This is a genomic window from Amycolatopsis sp. WAC 01416 (assembly GCF_003947485.1).
Lineage (GTDB): Bacteria > Actinomycetota > Actinomycetes > Mycobacteriales > Pseudonocardiaceae > Amycolatopsis.
In genome coordinates this window covers 260,902-275,881 of sequence record NZ_QHHX01000001.1, presented here as the reverse complement: position 1 = coordinate 275,881, position 14,980 = coordinate 260,902, and the positions used below count along the sequence as shown (strand labels likewise).

At 67.9% G+C, this 14,980-nt stretch carries 15 protein-coding genes; 7 read left to right on the top strand and 8 right to left on the bottom strand.

Features of this window, described 5'->3' with window-relative positions; genetic code table 11:
- Positions 1–196 precede the first annotated feature (196 nt).
- Genes pstC through pstB form a run of 3 tightly spaced genes read left to right on the top strand, consistent with a single transcriptional unit; the run spans position 197 to position 2,821 of the window.
- A complete protein-coding gene (pstC, locus tag DL990_RS01360; RefSeq protein ID WP_125797937.1) occupies positions 197–1,114 on the top strand; it encodes a phosphate ABC transporter permease subunit PstC in 918 nt (305 codons plus the stop codon).
- Between the two features lie 2 nt (positions 1,115–1,116).
- On the top strand, positions 1,117–2,034 hold the full coding sequence (gene pstA, locus DL990_RS01355) for a phosphate ABC transporter permease PstA (protein ID WP_125784903.1): 918 nt from the start codon (positions 1,117–1,119) through the stop codon (positions 2,032–2,034).
- A gap of 10 nt (positions 2,035–2,044) precedes the next feature.
- Positions 2,045–2,821, top strand: a complete 777-nt coding sequence (gene pstB / locus DL990_RS01350; RefSeq protein ID WP_125679661.1) for a phosphate ABC transporter ATP-binding protein PstB — start codon at positions 2,045–2,047, stop codon at positions 2,819–2,821.
- 419 nt (positions 2,822–3,240) lie between these two features.
- Here the strand turns inward: pstB and phoU are convergent, their stop codons facing one another.
- The 7 genes from phoU to DL990_RS01315 all read right to left on the bottom strand — a co-directional run bounded on the left by phoU (position 3,241) and on the right by DL990_RS01315 (position 10,072).
- Positions 3,241–3,903: a phosphate signaling complex protein PhoU gene (phoU, locus tag DL990_RS01345; RefSeq protein ID WP_125679662.1), complete on the bottom strand. Its 663-nt coding sequence runs from the start codon at positions 3,901–3,903 to the stop codon at positions 3,241–3,243.
- An 80-nt stretch (positions 3,904–3,983) separates the two neighbouring features.
- Complete coding sequence (locus tag DL990_RS01340) at positions 3,984–5,987, bottom strand: LCP family protein (RefSeq protein ID WP_370451227.1); 2,004 nt, start codon at positions 5,985–5,987, stop codon at positions 3,984–3,986.
- Between the two features lie 208 nt (positions 5,988–6,195).
- Positions 6,196–6,924, bottom strand: coding sequence for a GGDEF domain-containing protein (locus DL990_RS01335; protein WP_125797667.1), 729 nt, complete (start codon positions 6,922–6,924; stop codon positions 6,196–6,198).
- A 65-nt stretch (positions 6,925–6,989) separates the two neighbouring features.
- Entirely contained in the window at positions 6,990–7,601 is a 612-nt protein-coding gene (idi, locus tag DL990_RS01330; RefSeq protein WP_125797666.1) for an isopentenyl-diphosphate Delta-isomerase, read from the bottom strand.
- Between the two features lie 58 nt (positions 7,602–7,659).
- A complete protein-coding gene (locus DL990_RS01325; protein ID WP_125784906.1) occupies positions 7,660–8,493 on the bottom strand; it encodes an alpha/beta fold hydrolase in 834 nt (277 codons plus the stop codon).
- A gap of 22 nt (positions 8,494–8,515) precedes the next feature.
- The gene (dusB, locus tag DL990_RS01320) at positions 8,516–9,661 is read right to left on the bottom strand and encodes a tRNA dihydrouridine synthase DusB (protein ID WP_125797665.1); all 1,146 of its coding nucleotides are present in this window, start codon (positions 9,659–9,661) and stop codon (positions 8,516–8,518) included.
- An 18-nt stretch (positions 9,662–9,679) separates the two neighbouring features.
- Positions 9,680–10,072, bottom strand: a complete 393-nt coding sequence (locus DL990_RS01315) for a hypothetical protein (RefSeq protein WP_125797664.1) — start codon at positions 10,070–10,072, stop codon at positions 9,680–9,682.
- Positions 10,073–10,204: 132 nt separating this feature from the next.
- On the opposite strand from DL990_RS01315, the gene DL990_RS01310 reads away from it, so the two are divergent.
- From DL990_RS01310 to DL990_RS01295, 4 genes are all read left to right on the top strand, one after another.
- Complete coding sequence (locus DL990_RS01310; RefSeq protein ID WP_125797663.1) at positions 10,205–10,780, top strand: hypothetical protein; 576 nt, start codon at positions 10,205–10,207, stop codon at positions 10,778–10,780.
- A gap of 150 nt (positions 10,781–10,930) precedes the next feature.
- Positions 10,931–11,689: a polyprenyl diphosphate synthase gene (gene uppS, locus DL990_RS01305; protein WP_125797662.1), complete on the top strand. Its 759-nt coding sequence runs from the start codon at positions 10,931–10,933 to the stop codon at positions 11,687–11,689.
- Positions 11,690–11,761: 72 nt separating this feature from the next.
- A complete protein-coding gene (locus DL990_RS01300) occupies positions 11,762–13,747 on the top strand; it encodes a DUF2339 domain-containing protein (protein ID WP_125797935.1) in 1,986 nt (661 codons plus the stop codon).
- A 43-nt stretch (positions 13,748–13,790) separates the two neighbouring features.
- Positions 13,791–14,192 (top strand): TIGR03667 family PPOX class F420-dependent oxidoreductase, encoded by a 402-nt coding sequence (locus tag DL990_RS01295; protein ID WP_125784912.1) that lies wholly within the window; start codon positions 13,791–13,793, stop codon positions 14,190–14,192.
- A 173-nt stretch (positions 14,193–14,365) separates the two neighbouring features.
- Here DL990_RS01295 and DL990_RS01290 read toward each other — a convergent pair whose 3' ends face one another.
- On the bottom strand, positions 14,366–14,917 hold the full coding sequence (locus tag DL990_RS01290) for a superoxide dismutase family protein (RefSeq protein WP_125797661.1): 552 nt from the start codon (positions 14,915–14,917) through the stop codon (positions 14,366–14,368).
- Positions 14,918–14,980 lie beyond the last annotated feature (63 nt).

The window sequence follows — 14,980 nt, the reverse complement described above, 5'->3', positions numbered from 1 at the left end:
TCAGGTTGATCAGTAAAGACAGGCTGGACAGAAGTAGTCGATGAGCGATTCATCTTCGCCCAGAACGCCCACCGGCGACCCCGGTGGGCGTTCTGGCGTCCGCGAGACCTTCACGGAGGACCCGATTTCGGAGCAACCTGCCGCGTCACCGCCCGAGAAGTCCTCGGTGCCGCTCGCGAGCCCCAATTCCAGGACGGTGCGACCCGGTGACCGCATCTTCCAGTTCCTGACCACCGGCGCCGTCGTTCTGGTCGTCGGCCTGATCGGCCTGATCGGACTGTTCCTGCTGGTGCAGGCCATTCCGGCGCTCCAGGCCGACGAAGCGAGCTTCCTGACGAGCCAGGTCTGGCAGACCGATCCGGGCGACATGCGGTTCGGCATCATGGGCCTGCTGCTGGTCACGGTCTACTCGTCGCTGCTGGCGCTGATCATCGCGATGCCGATCTCGCTCGGTATCGCCCTCTTCCTGACCCACTACGCGCCGAAGCGGCTGGCCCGGCCGTTCGCCTACGTGATCGACCTGCTCGCCGCGGTCCCCTCGATCATCTACGGCCTGTGGGGCCTGATGGTCTTCGCACCGACGATCGAGCCCTTCTCCCAATGGGTCAACGACACCTTCTCGTGGATCCCGATCTTCGCGGCGGGCAACGTCTCGCCGGACATGCGCGGCACGATCTTCACCGCGGGCATCGTGCTCGCCGTGATGATCCTGCCGATCATCACGTCGCTGTCCCGCGAGGTGTTCGAGCGGACCCCGACCCCGCACATCGAAGGCGCGCTGGCGCTGGGCGCCACCCGCTGGGAGGTCATCCGCACCACGGTGCTGCCGTTCGGCAAGGCGGGGTACATCGGCGCCTCCATGCTCGGCCTCGGCCGCGCGCTCGGCGAGACGATCGCGCTCGCGATCATCCTGACCGGCGCGGTGGGCCGCGAGTTCACCTGGAGCCTCTTCGACGGCGGCGCCACCTTCGCCTCGAAGATCGCGGCGGACTACGCGGAACTCAACAACGAGATCTCGGCGGGCGCGTACATCGCCGCCGGCCTCGTGCTGTTCCTGCTGACGTTCATCGTCAACTTCGCCGCGCGATCCATCATCGCCAAGAAGGGGGACTGAGCATGTCCACCACGCTCGAGAAAACCCCCGCCACCACCCCCGCCTTCCAGCAGGTCAGCCTCGCGCGGAAGGCCAAGAACGGCCTCGCCACGGGCCTGATCTGGCTGTCGTTCCTGATCGCCGTCGTGCCGCTGGTGTGGCTGCTCGCCACGGTGGTCATCAACGGTGTCAAGCGGATCCCCTACAGCAACTGGTGGACCGAGGACTTCGGCTCGGTCCTGTCGGACGAGGTCGGCGGCGGTGTGGCACACGCCGTCATCGGCTCGGTGCTGCAGGGTGTGGTCTGCGCGATCATCGCGGTCCCGATCGGCATGCTGGTCGCGATCTACCTGGTCGAGTACGGCCGCGGCAAGCTGGCGAAGACCACGACGTTCATGGTGGACATCCTCTCCGGTGTCCCCTCCATCGTCGCGGCGCTGTTCATCTACGCGCTGTGGATCACCACGTTCGGCCTCCCGCGCAGCGGTTTCGCCGTGTCGCTCGCCCTGGTGCTGCTGATGATCCCGGTAGTCGTGCGGTCCTCGGAGGAGATGCTGCGGATCGTCCCCGACGACCTGCGCGAAGCCTCCTACGCGCTCGGCGTGCCGAAGTGGAAGACGATCATGAAGATCGTCCTGCCGACCGCGCTGTCCGGCATCATCGGCGGCATCATGATGGCGCTCGCCCGGGTCATGGGCGAGACCGCGCCGCTGCTGGTCCTCGTGGGCTACTCCGCCTACGTGAACTGGGACATCTTCGGTGGCGAGCAGGCCGCTCTGCCGCTTCTGATGAACAACGAACGGGTCAGCAACCCGTTCGACGAAGGTACCGTCGCGTTCGACAGGATCTGGGGTGCCGCGCTCACCCTGGTGCTGATCATCGCGATCGTGAACCTCCTCGCCATGCTCTTTGCCCGTCTTGTCGCCCCGAAGAAGAAGTGAGCTGTTTGAGATGGCCAAACGAATCGACGTCAAAGACGTGGACATCTACTACGGCAAATTCCACGCCGTGGACGGCGTCACCCTCTCGGTGCCGCCGCGGAACGTCACCGCGTTCATCGGCCCTTCGGGCTGCGGCAAGTCGACGGTGCTGCGCACGCTGAACCGCATGCACGAAGTCATCCCCGGCGCCCGCGTCGAGGGCGAGGTGCTGCTCGACGGCGAGGACATCTACGGCGCCGGCGTCGACCCGGTGCAGGTCCGCCGCACCATCGGCATGGTGTTCCAGCGGCCCAACCCGTTCCCGACGATGTCGATCCGCGACAACGTCGTGGCGGGCCTCCGCCTCGGCGGCGCCAAGGGCAAGAAGGAACTCGACGAGGTCGCCGAGCGCGCGCTGCGCGGCGCGAACCTGTGGAACGAGGTCAAGGACCGGCTCAACAAGCCGGGCGGCGGCCTCTCCGGTGGCCAGCAGCAGCGGCTCTGCATCGCGCGGGCGATCGCCGTGCGGCCCGACGTGCTGCTGATGGACGAACCGTGCTCCGCGCTCGACCCGATCTCGACGCTCGCCATCGAGGACCTCATCGGCGAGCTCAAGAAGGAATACACGATCGTCATCGTGACCCACAACATGCAGCAGGCGGCGCGGGTCTCGGACCAGACGGCGTTCTTCAACCTGGCGGGCGTCGGCCAGCCGGGGCGCCTGGTGGAGCTGAACGACACCGAGAAGATCTTCTCGAACCCGGATGAGAAGGCGACCGAGGACTACATCTCGGGCCGGTTCGGCTGAGTCTTTTTGCGCGTGAAGGCCCCCTTCCCTCGGCTCAGCCGAGGGAAGGGGGCCTTCACGCGCTTGGGGGTCTGGGGCGTGCGGGCAGGCTGAGGCGACGTTGCGAAAGCCACTTTCCCAACGCTGAAGGTTGCGAAAGTGGCTTTCGCAACCCTTCCCGGGCGGCCTGGCCAGTTGAGTGCCGGTGCGGGTGGTCGTGAGTGGCGATTCGGGTTCTAACCCGAATCGCCACTCACGACCCGCGCGAGGTCGGCCCCGTGCTTGCCCGAGGCAGGTCGCGAAAGCCACTTTCGCGACGCTGGGTGTCCCGAAAGTGGCTTTCGCGACACCCGCGCAGGGCGGTCGTGAGCACTGAGCCGTTGACACAACGAAGGGCCCTTCACCGCGGCACATGCGGTGAAGGGCCCTTCGGCGAGTCCCTACAGCTCGTCGGGTCCGTAGCCGGGCATCTTGCCGGTCACCACGAAGATCATCCGGCGCGCGACCGAGACGGCGTGGTCGGCGAAGCGCTCGTAGAAGCGGCCCAGCAGGGTGACGTCCACGGCCGCGGCGACGCCGTGGTCCCAGTTCCGGTCCATGATGACGGTGAACAGGTGCTTGTGGATCTCGTCGACCTCGTCGTCGTCCGACTCGATCGTGCGGGCGGCCTCGACGTCCTTGGACTTGATGACCTGCTCGACCTGGCGGGCCAGGCTCACCCCGACCTCGCCCATCTTGGCGAAGTCGGCCTTCACCTCGTCGGGCAGCACCGGGTCCGGGTGGCGGCGGCGCGCGGCCTTGGCCACGTGCAGCGCCAGATCGCCCATCCGTTCCAGGCTTTCCGCCGCGTGGATCGCGGCGAGGACGGTCCGCAGGTCGGTCGCGACGGGTGCCTGCAGTGCCAGCAGCGCGTACGCCTGCTCCTCGCATTCGGCGCGCGCGTCGTCGACCTTCGCGTCGTCGCTGATCACCTGCTCGGCGAGTCCGAGATCGACCTCGAGCAACGCCCGGGTCGCCCGCTCCATCGCGTCGGCGACCTGGAGGGACATGCTCGCTAGGTTCTCGGCGAGCTGTTCGAGTTCGACATGGTAAGCCTCACGCATGGCCCAACCCTACGGGGAACGGGCACCAAAAGCCGCATCCCAGAGTGAACCCGACGTGAACCCGGACTAACGAATGATCCTCAGCCTGAGCTGGTGCTCTTCTTGGCGCCGCCGGACTTGGCGGAGCCGGTCGGAGCGGCCGCCGTGTCGCTCGCGGGAGGCGCCGGCGCCTTCTCTTCCAGCGGGGTGTTGTTGATCAGCGCGTCGAAGACGGCCTTCGCCCGGCTCTGCACCAGGACCTCGTTGCCGCGCTTGTTCGCCTCTTCGGTGGTGGGCACGGTGAGGAACTTGACCTTGTCCGATCCCATCCCGCGCATCGACTTCGCCAGCGTCATCATCTGCTTGATGCCGAGGTTCTCGCCGAAGGTGGCCTTGGCGAACGCGTCGATGAAACCGCTGAGCTTGCCGGTGTCCAGGATGACGTCCTTCGACATCACCGTCTTCAGCAGCGCGCCGAGGAAGGCCTGCTGCCGTTTGATCCGGCCGTAGTCCGACGTCGGGTCGCCCTTGACGTGCCGCGCCCGGACGTAGTTCAGCGCCTGGTCGCCGGAGATCCGGACCTCGCCCGCCTGCGGGACGATCATGCCGAGCGTGGTGTCGTCGACCGGCTTCTCGTTGTACACGGTGACGCCTTGCACGGCGTCGACCATGGATTTGAAGCCGTTGAAGTCGATCCCGACGAAGTGGTTCATCTTCATGCCGGTGATCTGCTGGATGACCTTCGTGACGCACTGCGGGCCGCCGACCGCGTAGGCCGTGTTCAGCTTCGCGATCTTCTGCGGCGGCGAGGTCTCTTCCTTGTACGACGACGTCGCCGGGTCCCAGCGCTTGCATTCGGGGCGGCTGATCTCGAGGTCGCGGGGGAAGGACACCATGACGACGCGCTGCCGGTCGGCGGGGACGTGCGCGATCATCACCGTGTCCGAACGGGCGCCCGGGGTGCCGTCCGCGTCGCCGACGCCGTCTTCGGCGGCCGCGCCGTCACGGGTGTCGGAGCCGACCATCAGGAAGTTCTCGTCGCCGGTCTGACCGGCGGCGTCCTGGATGTCGGCCGAGTCCTCGTCGAGCGAGGCGACGTTGTTGAACTTCGCGTCGAACCAGGTCTGGGCGCCCCAGGCCGAACCGATGGAGAGGAACACGAGCGCGGCGACTACGGCGGCCGCGATCCGGCCCGCCTTGGCCGTCTGCTTGGTCTTGCGTTCCTTCTTCTCCTGCAGGCGGGTCTGCGGCGACGATTCCCCGGAGGCCTCGGCAGGCTCGGAATCGGTGGTCGTGACCACGCGCTGCAAGGCCGTGCGGGTCTGCTCCAGCAGCGCGGCGGGACGGGAAGCGAGCCGCTCGCGGCGCTCGCGCTTCTTGGCCTCTTCGGCCTCGAGTTCGTCGTGCGCGGCGGAGAACCGGGCGAGCGTGTGGTCGATCTTGCGCTTGGTGATCGTCGCGTCGTCGATCGCTTCGAGCTCGTCGGTCATCGTGAGCCGGTCCATCTCGGACCGCGGCGGGACACCGGGCGAGAGGGACGGCTGCGGGACCGGGGCGACCGGTGCCTGCTGCACCGGCCGCTGCGGCGGGCGGCGGGGACGACGCGGAGGCGCCGGGGCGACGGGCTGCTGCTGCGCGCCCGGGTTCACCACCGGCGGACGGCGCTGCGTCGGCGCTTCGGGGGTGGGAGCGGCCTGAGGAGTGCGGCGCGGCTGGCGTGCGCGAGGCGGGCGCGGGGTCTCCGCGGGCGGCGTCTGAACAGGCGGTGCGGCGGGGTTGGCCGCACGAGGCGCGGGAGCCGGGCTTTCGACGGGGGCGGCCGGACGAGGCCGACGCGGTGCGGGCGGCTCCACCCTGGCGGCACGCGCACCGGGTCTCGGAGGCTCGGGAGACGGCTCGTCCTGTCGAAGACGGCGCGGAGCGGGAGCCTCGGCGGCGGGGTCGAAGGTCGGGCGCTCACCGGTATGACGTGCGACGACGTCGGAAACGCTGATCCCGCCGTGGGTGTCCATCGAGCGGCGTCGAGCCCTGCGGCCGCGCTCACCGGAACTTCTCTCCGTTTGGCTGTGGCGACCGGTCCCCGGGTTGTGGTGCTCGTCGGGCACTCGGTCTCCTTTCACGAATCGGTCGAAGCTCTTTCGTTATCGTACGGACACCTCGGGTTCGTGACGACAACCATCCCGGAATTTTCTTCACCCAAGGTACCGAGAAGCGCCGAGCGGTCCATGCGATCGGGTGAGCGGTCGTGGTTAAAGCTGCGTTAAAAGGTTCGAAACCGCTACGCAGAGTGCGAGTGTTGGCCGAGTGAGTGGCCTAGGTGCCGGCTGAGTCCGCGGCGTTCATCGGATGCGGAATCGTCCGTGAAGATTCCTCATCGTGATAGGCGACTTTGTTCCGTCCTGCCCGTTTCGCCATATACAACAAAGCGTCGGCACTGCGCAACTGTCGTTCCGGTTCCATCGCGGGATTCGGTTCCGCGCGGCTCTCGTGCGAGAGTCCCACGCTGATCGTCACCGACAGACCGGGCCGGATCCGGCGCCACGGATGGCGGGCCACCCGGATACGGGCGGTGTCCGCGATGCGCACGGCGCGGGCGGCGTCGACGTCCGGGATGACGAGCGCGAACTCCTCGCCGCCGTAGCGGGCGCAGAACGCCTCGGGCGGCAGCCCCTGCTGCAGCAGATCGGCCACTTCACGCAGCACCCGGTCGCCGACGAGATGCCCGAAAGTGTCGTTGACGCCCTTGAACAGGTCGAGGTCGACCAGCGCGATCGCGATCCCCGGCGGGCCGCGGTGGTCGACCGCCGGGCCGTGCAGCCACTGGTCGAGGTAGCGGCGGTTGTAGCTGGACGTCAGCGTGTCCCGCAGGCTGCCTGCCCGGGCGAGGTCGAAGGCGGATTTGAGGTGGTGATAGGCGCGGCGCCAGTCACCCTGGGTGGCGAGCACCCCGGCGATCGACTCGTGGAGGCTGAGCAGATCGGTGCTCGGCGCGCCCGATGGGAGCGCGGCCTCGTCGTCGGCTGCCACGCTCACCTCCGCCACGAATTGGTTTTCGTCGTATAGGAGGGATCTCTTGAGGTATGAGTACGGTCCAAAGTGAATATCGCTCAAGTGGACGACGGTCGAGCACCATTGTCACGCACCGAAGTGCCGTTCCGTAAGGCCGAAAACGGCTCGGCGTCTTTGAGCTGCGGAAACTGATCTTTCGCCCAGTAACTCACGTCAGTCACATCGTCATTCAGCAACAGTGCGTAATCATTCCAGCTCACCCAGCGCCAGTCGCCGACCTCGTCCGGATGCGGTTCCGGATCGTCGTCGACCCAGGCGACGAAGACGGGGCAGAACTCGTTCTCGACCACTCCATCGAATGGCGGCGTCGAGTAGCGGTACGTCGGAAGGACGCAGCGGAGCCCGTTCAGCCGGGGCAAGCCGAGCTCGAAGGCGGCTCGGCGCCGGACGGCCTCTTCGATCGGCTCACCCGGTGCGGGATGCCCGCAGACACTGTTGGTCCAGACCCGGGGCCACACCTTCTTGGTGGCGGCGCGGCTGGTGATCAGCAGGGCCTGGTCGCTGCCGCGCAACAGGTAACAGGAGAACGCCAGGTGCAGCCTGGTGTGCTCGTGGTGCGCGGCCAGCTTGGGCGCGGTTTCACCGGTCGGCTCGCCGTCCTCGGTGACGTAGACGATGCGTTCGGTGTCCACTTCGGTCGTTTCGCTCACCGGACCCACTGAACCAGCAGGCTCGCTGTAACCGGTACCGCGACCAGAGTTACCCCTGTTAGTGGGATGAGAGGTGCTCCACGAGCAAAGAAGTGACGGCCTCGGGCGCCTCTTCGACCACCCAGTGGGAGGCGTCCTCGATCATCTCGAAGCGGTACGGGCCGGTGACCCGGTTCGCGGTGTCGAGCGCGGCCGTCGACCCGAAGGCGGCGTCCTCGGTGCTCCAGATGTAGAGCGTCGGAACCTCGATCGGCCCGATCCTCCCGCCGGGACGGCCGGCGCGGTACCAGTTGAGCGCGGCGGTCAGCGCGCCCGGTTCGGACAGTCGCCGGACGTACTCGTCGACCTTGCTCGGCGGCAGCTTCCAGTCGAACAGGCGGCGCAGCGCGTCGGCGTTGTTCTCGAGCATCCGTCGTTCGGTGACGCGGGTCTGCCGCCATTCGGTCATGTACCCCGACCGGAGGTGCTGGTCCTCGTCGGTCTTCATGGCCTCCGCCAGCGCCGCCGGATGCGGCGTCGAAATCACTGCGAGACTGCGGAGCCTGCCGGGATGCGCGTCGGCCGTCCACCACGCGACGGCGCCGCCCCAATCGTGTCCGACGAGATCGAATTCGTTCCACCCCAAGCGATCCGCGATCGCGATGACGTCACCGACGAGGTTGTCGATGGTGTACTCGGACGCCTGCTCCGGCCGGACGTCCGGCGAGTAACCGCGCTGATCCGGTGCCACCGCGCGATAGCCCAGCACGCCGAGCGTCGCGACCTGGTGCTCCCATTCCACTGCGGCCTCGGGGAACCCGTGCAGCAACAGGACGGGACGGCCGTCTTCGGGGCCCGCCGCGATGGCGTCGAAGGAACCGGCGTCGGTGGGAATGGTCAGCTGCTCGATCACGACGCCGACTTTACGGGGACGGTCAGCCGCCCGAGTGCATGTCCTCGGCTTCGGGGACGCAGTCGTCGTCCGGGTCGTCGAGCCAGCCGTGCGGCAGCGTGACCTTGCCCGGCGAACCCTGCCGCCCGCGCGGTCCGGTGGCGGCACTGGGGAACGGGGCGTCGTGGTCGAGCTTGGCGATGAGATCGTCGAGTTCGTCCATACCGGACAACATCGCGAAACCGCGGCGAAGTTCGGAGCCGACCGGGAAACCCATGAAGTACCAAGCCATATGCTTGCGGATGTCCCGCATCGCCTTGTCGTGGCCGTCGTGTTCGACGAGCAGTTCCGTGTGGCGGCGCAAGACTTTCGCGACCTCGCCGAGATTCGGCGGTGTGGGCTGCGGACGCCCGGCGAAGGCGGCTTCCAGCTCGCCGAACAGCCAAGGCCTGCCCAGGCAACCGCGTCCGACCACGACACCGTCGCAACCGGTCTCGTCGACCATGCGCAACGCGTCCTCGGCGGAGAAGATGTCGCCGTTGCCGAGCACCGGGATACTGGTGACGGCTTCCTTGAGCGCCGCGATCTTCGTCCAGTCGGCCTGGCCGGAGTAGCGCTGCGCGGCGGTGCGCGCGTGCAGGCTGACCGCCGCCGCGCCCTCCGCCTCGGCGATCCGCCCGGCGTCGAGGTACGTGAGATGGTCGTCGTCGATGCCCACCCGGAACTTGACCGTGAACGGCACGCCCGCCTCGGCCGCGGCCTTCTCCGACTCGCGCACGATGTCCGCGAACAGCTTGCGCTTGAACGGCAACGCCGCGCCGCCGCCCTTGCGCGTCACCTTCGCCACCGGGCAGCCGAAGTTGCTGTCGATGTGGTCGGCGAGCCCCTCGCCGGTGATGATGCGGACGGCCTCGGCCATGGTCTTGGGGTCGACCCCGTAAAGCTGCATGGACCTGGGCTTTTCGTTCTCGCCGAAGGTCATCATGTGCATGGTGCCGGGGTGGCGTTCGACCACCGCGCGGGCGGTGATCATCTCGCAGACGTAGATACCCGCGCCGTACTCCTGGCACAGCTGCCGGAACGCGACGTTGGTGATGCCCGCCATGGGAGCGAGCACGACCGGCGGATCGACCTCGTAGGGGCCGATCTGCAGTGCGGGCTTGCTCAGGGTGGCTGTCACGTCCTCCATTGTCGCCTGTGGTGTCTGTCACTCGCAGGTGGGCCGGTCTCCGCCGCCGATCGCCTCGCCGCGAGGGGAGGTCACCCACCACTTGATAGTGCCGTCGCGGTAGGTCCCGTCGATGTAGCTCATGCGGCCGGCGGTGATCACGCCCGTGTGCTTCGGGGACCTCAATTCGATCCGCAGGTTGTAGAAGCGGGCTCTGTCGTTCTCGACGACTTCGTCTTCGTCTCTCCATACGGTCAGCTCGGGGAAGTAAAGGCTGTCGAATTGCACTGACCGGACGCCTTCGAAGAGAAGTTCGACAGGCTCGCCCTCCGGCCTGAACCCGGACCGGAGGATCAACTGCGAGTGCCCGGCGCCGTATCGCCACAGCTGGAAGGTGCGGGACGTGCTGAGGAGCGTTTCACCGGGGTTCATCAGGCCAGTATGGAGAAATTCCGATACCCGATTCGGCGACGCCTTCACTCGATCCGCGAGGTGTTGCGGCTACGCGAATCCGGGCGTCGGACCGTACCGATTGAGCCGGGCGGGAATCCCTAGGCTCGGCGGATGTCCGTGTTGCAGGCCTTCGCCGACGAATCGTTCAAAGAGGACGACGACGGTGGTTTCTACGTACTCGCGGCCGCGGTCCTGCCCGTCGAACGGCATGCCGAGTTGCGCAAGGTCATGGTGGGCATGAGGGCCGAACGCACGGGGAAGCTGCACTGGAACGTATTGGCCGATGTCCAGAAGCGAGCGGTCGTCAAGCAGGTCGCCGACTTCGAGGAACTCCATTTGGTGGCAGTGGGTACTCCGGTGCCGGTGCGACGTCAGGAACGTGGCCGTTCTCTGTGTATGCAGCGACTGGTGATGGAGTTGCACCTACTCGACGTCAGTCTCTTGGTCGCTGAAGGCCGCACAGTTCAGCTCGACGCCCGCGACGTGCGCACCGTCCAGCAATGCCGCTTTTCGCTGCCTCGAGGCGCCGCGTTTCGCATCCGGCACGTTCGCGGTGCCGACGAGCCGCTGTTGTGGATTCCGGACATCGTCGCCGGGGCTGTCCGCGCTCGAAGACAAGGAGCCCCCGGCTATGCCGATCAACTGGCCACATGCGCGATCGAGTTGGAGGTCGACACACTTGCCTGATCCCGCACATGCGTAAGGCCAGGGTCCCGGTATTCCCCGGGTGCACCTGGCCCTGCGACTCGTGTGATGCCCACGGCGCCACACTCCGCGTCAAGCGTAGCTCATGTGCGTTCAGAGTGCTGAAGACCTGATTTCGGTAGCTTCGCCTCCATGAGCGTCCGGACCAGACTCGACGACCTCTACGCTCGACGGCTCCGCGCTCGTCTTCGCCGAGGCCCGCTACCGCGGCACGTCGGCGTGATCATCGACGGCAACCGTCGCTGGGCTCGCCAGATGGGTTTCGAGGACGTCCGCGAGGGGCATCGGCACGGCGCCCGGCACATCGCGCGGTTGATGACGTGGTGCGAAGGCCTCGGCATCGGGCACGTGACGGTGTATCTCGCTTCGGTCGACAATCTGACGAAGCGTGCGTCGCCGGAGATGGCCTTCTTGATGCAGGTGATCGAGGACGTCGTGCGTGACCGGCTCACCGCGTCGGGTGCGAACTGGCGTGTCGTGCCTGTGGGGCGTCTCGACATGCTGCCGTCGTCCACGGCCGAGGTGCTGAAGCGGGCCGAAGAGGACACTCGCGGCGCGACGGGGCCTGAGCTGACTCTCGCCATCGGGTACGGAAGCCGCGAGGAGATCGTCGACGCCGTACGCGATCTCGTGCTCGAGGGCGCCGCGGACGGCAAGTCCCTTGTGGAGATCGCGGAAACCGTTTCCGTGGACGCCCTTTCCGCGCGTCTGTACACGGTGGGCAGTCCCGATCCGGACCTGATCATCCGGACTAGTGGCGAAGTGCGGCTGTCCGGATTCCTGCTTTGGCAGGCGAAGGATTCCCAGCTGTACTTCTGCGACGCCAACTGGCCGGGCTTCCGGTACGTCGACCTTCTGCGGGCCCTCCGGGTGTGGGCTCGATCGCGATGATCTTGCAGGTCGCGACCACATCGTCATCACGATTGAGTAGTGCTACGGATCCATCGGCGGGTCTCAGGCCGCATGCTGATCGCCATGACCACCGATGGGGATGTGCTCCTCAGGCTCGCCGGGGAGATCGACGACCTTGGGGCCCGCCTCGCGCGGGTCGGTACGGAGCTGCGGACCGTCCGATCAGGAGCGGAGCCGACGCGCGAAGAGGTGCCTGAGCAGGCGTCTCAAGAGCAGGCCGCGCAGCAGGCAGAGCAGCAGGCACCCCAGGCCGAGCAGGCCCAGCCGCAACCCGAGCAGGCCCAGCAGCCGCAAGCCGAGCAGCCCCAGCCGCAGGCTCAGCAGGCGCCGCAGCCCCAGGTGCCGCAGCAGCCGTACCCCCACTACCAGCACCCGCAGTACGCCCACTACCAGCAGCAATACCAGCAGGCCCAGTACCAGCAGGCGCAGTACGCGCAGTGGCAGCAACAGCAGTACCGGCAGCAGCACACGCCGCAGCAGCCCTACCGCCCGTATCAGCCGGCCCCGAAGGTCACGCTCGGCGAGAAGCTGAGCAAGGAAGGCGCCGGCAGCAGGCTGCTGGCCTGGATCGGTGGCGCGGTCACGCTGCTGGGTGTGGTGCTGTTCCTCGTGCTCGCGATCCAGCGTGGCTGGTTCGGCCCGTTGCCGCGGGTGCTCGGGGGCGCCGTGCTCGGCGCGGCGCTGGTCGGGATCGGGCTTCGCCTGCACCGCACGCCGGCGGGCCGCACGGGTGCGTTCGCGCTCGCCGCCACCGGCATCGGCGCGCTGTACCTCGACGCCATCGCCGCGACGACGATGTACGAGTACCTCCCGGCCTACGCCGGTCTCGCGATCGGGCTCCTGATCGCGGTCGGCGGGTTGCTGCTGGCCGTGCGGTGGAAGTCTTCGCTGCTCGCCACGGCCGTCGTGCTCGGCTGTGTGGTCTGCGCGCCGATCATCACGCAGGGTTTCACCCCGCAGCTGGTCGCGTTCCTGCTGGTGGTCCAGGTCGCTTCGACGCCGGTGCAGTTGCGCCAGTCGTGGCCGTCGGTGGCGGTCGCGGCCGGGATCCCGCCGCTGGTCGCGTCGGTCTTCAGTACGGCGTTCACCGGTTTCGGTGGCAGCACGGCGAACACCGCCGCCGCGCTGGCCGCGGGAGGCGTCGCACTCGCGCTGGCTCTGATCGTCACGGCCAAGCGGCCGGGGGACGCCGCCGCGCTCGCCCTGCTGGCCGTCGCGCCGGCGCCGTCGTTGCTCGCCGCGTTGTTCCTGCCGAAGACCCCGGCCGTGCTCGTCACCGCGTCGGTGGCGCTGGTGCTGCTCGGGGTGTGGGCGGCCGGCCAGTGGCTCGACGGCTGGACGGGTGACCTCGCGGGCGCCGCCGGGCTCCTCGCCGCCCTGCAGACGACGATGACGCTGTTCGACGGCAGTGCCCGTTCGGCGATCCTCATCGGCGAAGGCGTTCTGCTGGCACTGGTCGCGCTGTGGACGAAGAAGCACGTGGCGCTCTTCGGCGGGCTGGGCTTCGCCGTCATCGGCGGCATGATCGCGCTGGCCTTCGACGTCCCGCCGACGCTGTTCTTCCTGGTCAGGAACCGGCCGGACGCCGACCTCGCCGCCTCCTTGCTGGTGGCCGTCGCGATCCTGGCCGTCTCGATCACGCTTCCGTGGGTCGCGCACCGGCTCGGGCTGTTCAGGGCCGCGTCGGAGAACGTGGTGCCGTGGCTCTTCGCCGGGGTCTGCGGGCTCTACGGGGCGGGCGCGATGGTGCTGTGCGGCGCGCTGCTGGCCGTCCCCGGCCGCTCGGGTTTCCTGGTCGGCCACGTGGTGATCACGGTGTCCTGGACGGTCGCCGCGCTGGTGCTGCTCATCCGCGGCATCTCCGCGGTCAGCCTGCGGGTGATCGGGTTCGTGCTGGTCGGGGCGGCGGTGCTGAAGCTGGTGCTGTTCGACCTCTCCGCGCTCGACGGTCTCGCCAGGGTCGCCGCCTTCCTCCTCGCCGGTCTGGTGTTGCTCGGCGCCGGGACGCGCTACGCGAAACTCGTCGCGTCCCGCTGAGCGGACGAGGAAGAAATGTCGGTGGGTCGTGGTTGGGTCGGGCATGAGCTACCGACCCGACCCGCGGCTCGCCGAGCGGGCGAAGGAGAACGTCGCCTGGCTGACCACGATCAGCCCGAAGGGACGCCCTTCGCCCCGCCCGGTGTGGTTCGTACTCGACGGCGACGACATCATCGTCTTCAGTCAGCCGGACACGGCGAAGACCCGGCACATCGAGGCCAACCCCGAGGTCAGCCTCCACTTCAACAGCGACGAGCACGGCGGCTCGATCCTGGTGATCGGTGGCAGGGCCGAGATCCTGCCGGACGGCCTCCCCTCGGAACAGCCGGGTTACCTCGAAAAGTACGAGAAGCACTACCCGGCGATCGACTACGACATCGCGAAGTTCGACAAGGAGTACGGCGCCCGGATCAGGATCCGGCCCGAACGCACCTGGGGGTTCTAGGCGCTGTCCTGTGAGTGTGTTCGATGGGCTTCGTGATCCAGGTGGTTCCTGGCGGTGCGGGCGGATCGGCCTCGTACCGGGTCGTACTCGGCCGCGTCCGCCCGTGCCGTCAGGGACCGCCTGGGCGCGAAGACCGCGAACATGACTTGCAGGACAGCGCCTAGGAAACGCCGCTAGAAGCCGACGGTCACACAGGCCAGCCTGGCGCCCGCGGTCCCCGCGTGTCCCGGGTCGGTGTGCGTATGCGTTTCGTGGATCACGATGGAGTTCGCGCGCCGATCGGTGAACGTCCAGTCCACTTTGGACACGGCGGCGCCGCGGCCGGACGCCGCGCTGGTGAGGTCGAGCCAGATCTCGTTGCGGGGGTTGGCGTAGGCCGGATCCACCGATGGCTTCACCGGGTCTTCGACGTTCTGGTAGTGCGGGCCGGCGAGGTCTCCGGTGGCGCCGCACGGCTTCGTGTGCGCGTGGGCGCCGTATTCGCGGTTGGGCAGCAGGCCGGTCACGAGGACCGCGGTCGAGGTGCCGTGGGCCTTGGACGTCAACCCGAAGACGTGCGCGCGGGCGCCGGGCGGCACCAGATCGGGTTTGTAGATCGTGAGGCCGCTCTTGGCGGTGATCACGTGGACGCGGGAACCGGGGACGGCGGTGGCCGGCCCGGCGCCGGCGGTCAGGGCCAACGCGGCCGCGGACAGGACGAGGGCGAGTGTGGGGACGGGGCGCATGCCCCCTGCCTAGTCCGCCCGAATCGGACACGCCAGAGCGGTCACTCCGTCGGGCGATCATTC

What these genes read in the sequence shown, in the direction of transcription:
- pstA (WP_125784903.1), top strand. Translation starts at nt 1,117, where the DNA reads ATGTCCACCACGCTCGAGAAAACCCCCGCCACCACCCCCGCCTTCCAG.
- pstB (WP_125679661.1), top strand. Translation starts at nt 2,045, where the DNA reads ATGGCCAAACGAATCGACGTCAAAGACGTGGACATCTACTACGGCAAA.
- phoU (WP_125679662.1), bottom strand. Translation starts at nt 3,903, where the DNA reads ATGCGTGAGGCTTACCATGTCGAACTCGAACAGCTCGCCGAGAACCTA.
- dusB (WP_125797665.1), bottom strand. Translation starts at nt 9,661, where the DNA reads ATGGAGGACGTGACAGCCACCCTGAGCAAGCCCGCACTGCAGATCGGC.
- DL990_RS01315 (WP_125797664.1), bottom strand. Translation starts at nt 10,072, where the DNA reads ATGAACCCCGGTGAAACGCTCCTCAGCACGTCCCGCACCTTCCAGCTG.
- DL990_RS01310 (WP_125797663.1), top strand. Translation starts at nt 10,205, where the DNA reads ATGTCCGTGTTGCAGGCCTTCGCCGACGAATCGTTCAAAGAGGACGAC.
- uppS (WP_125797662.1), top strand. Translation starts at nt 10,931, where the DNA reads ATGAGCGTCCGGACCAGACTCGACGACCTCTACGCTCGACGGCTCCGC.
- DL990_RS01300 (WP_125797935.1), top strand. Translation starts at nt 11,762, where the DNA reads ATGCTGATCGCCATGACCACCGATGGGGATGTGCTCCTCAGGCTCGCC.
- DL990_RS01295 (WP_125784912.1), top strand. Translation starts at nt 13,791, where the DNA reads ATGAGCTACCGACCCGACCCGCGGCTCGCCGAGCGGGCGAAGGAGAAC.
- DL990_RS01290 (WP_125797661.1), bottom strand. Translation starts at nt 14,917, where the DNA reads ATGCGCCCCGTCCCCACACTCGCCCTCGTCCTGTCCGCGGCCGCGTTG.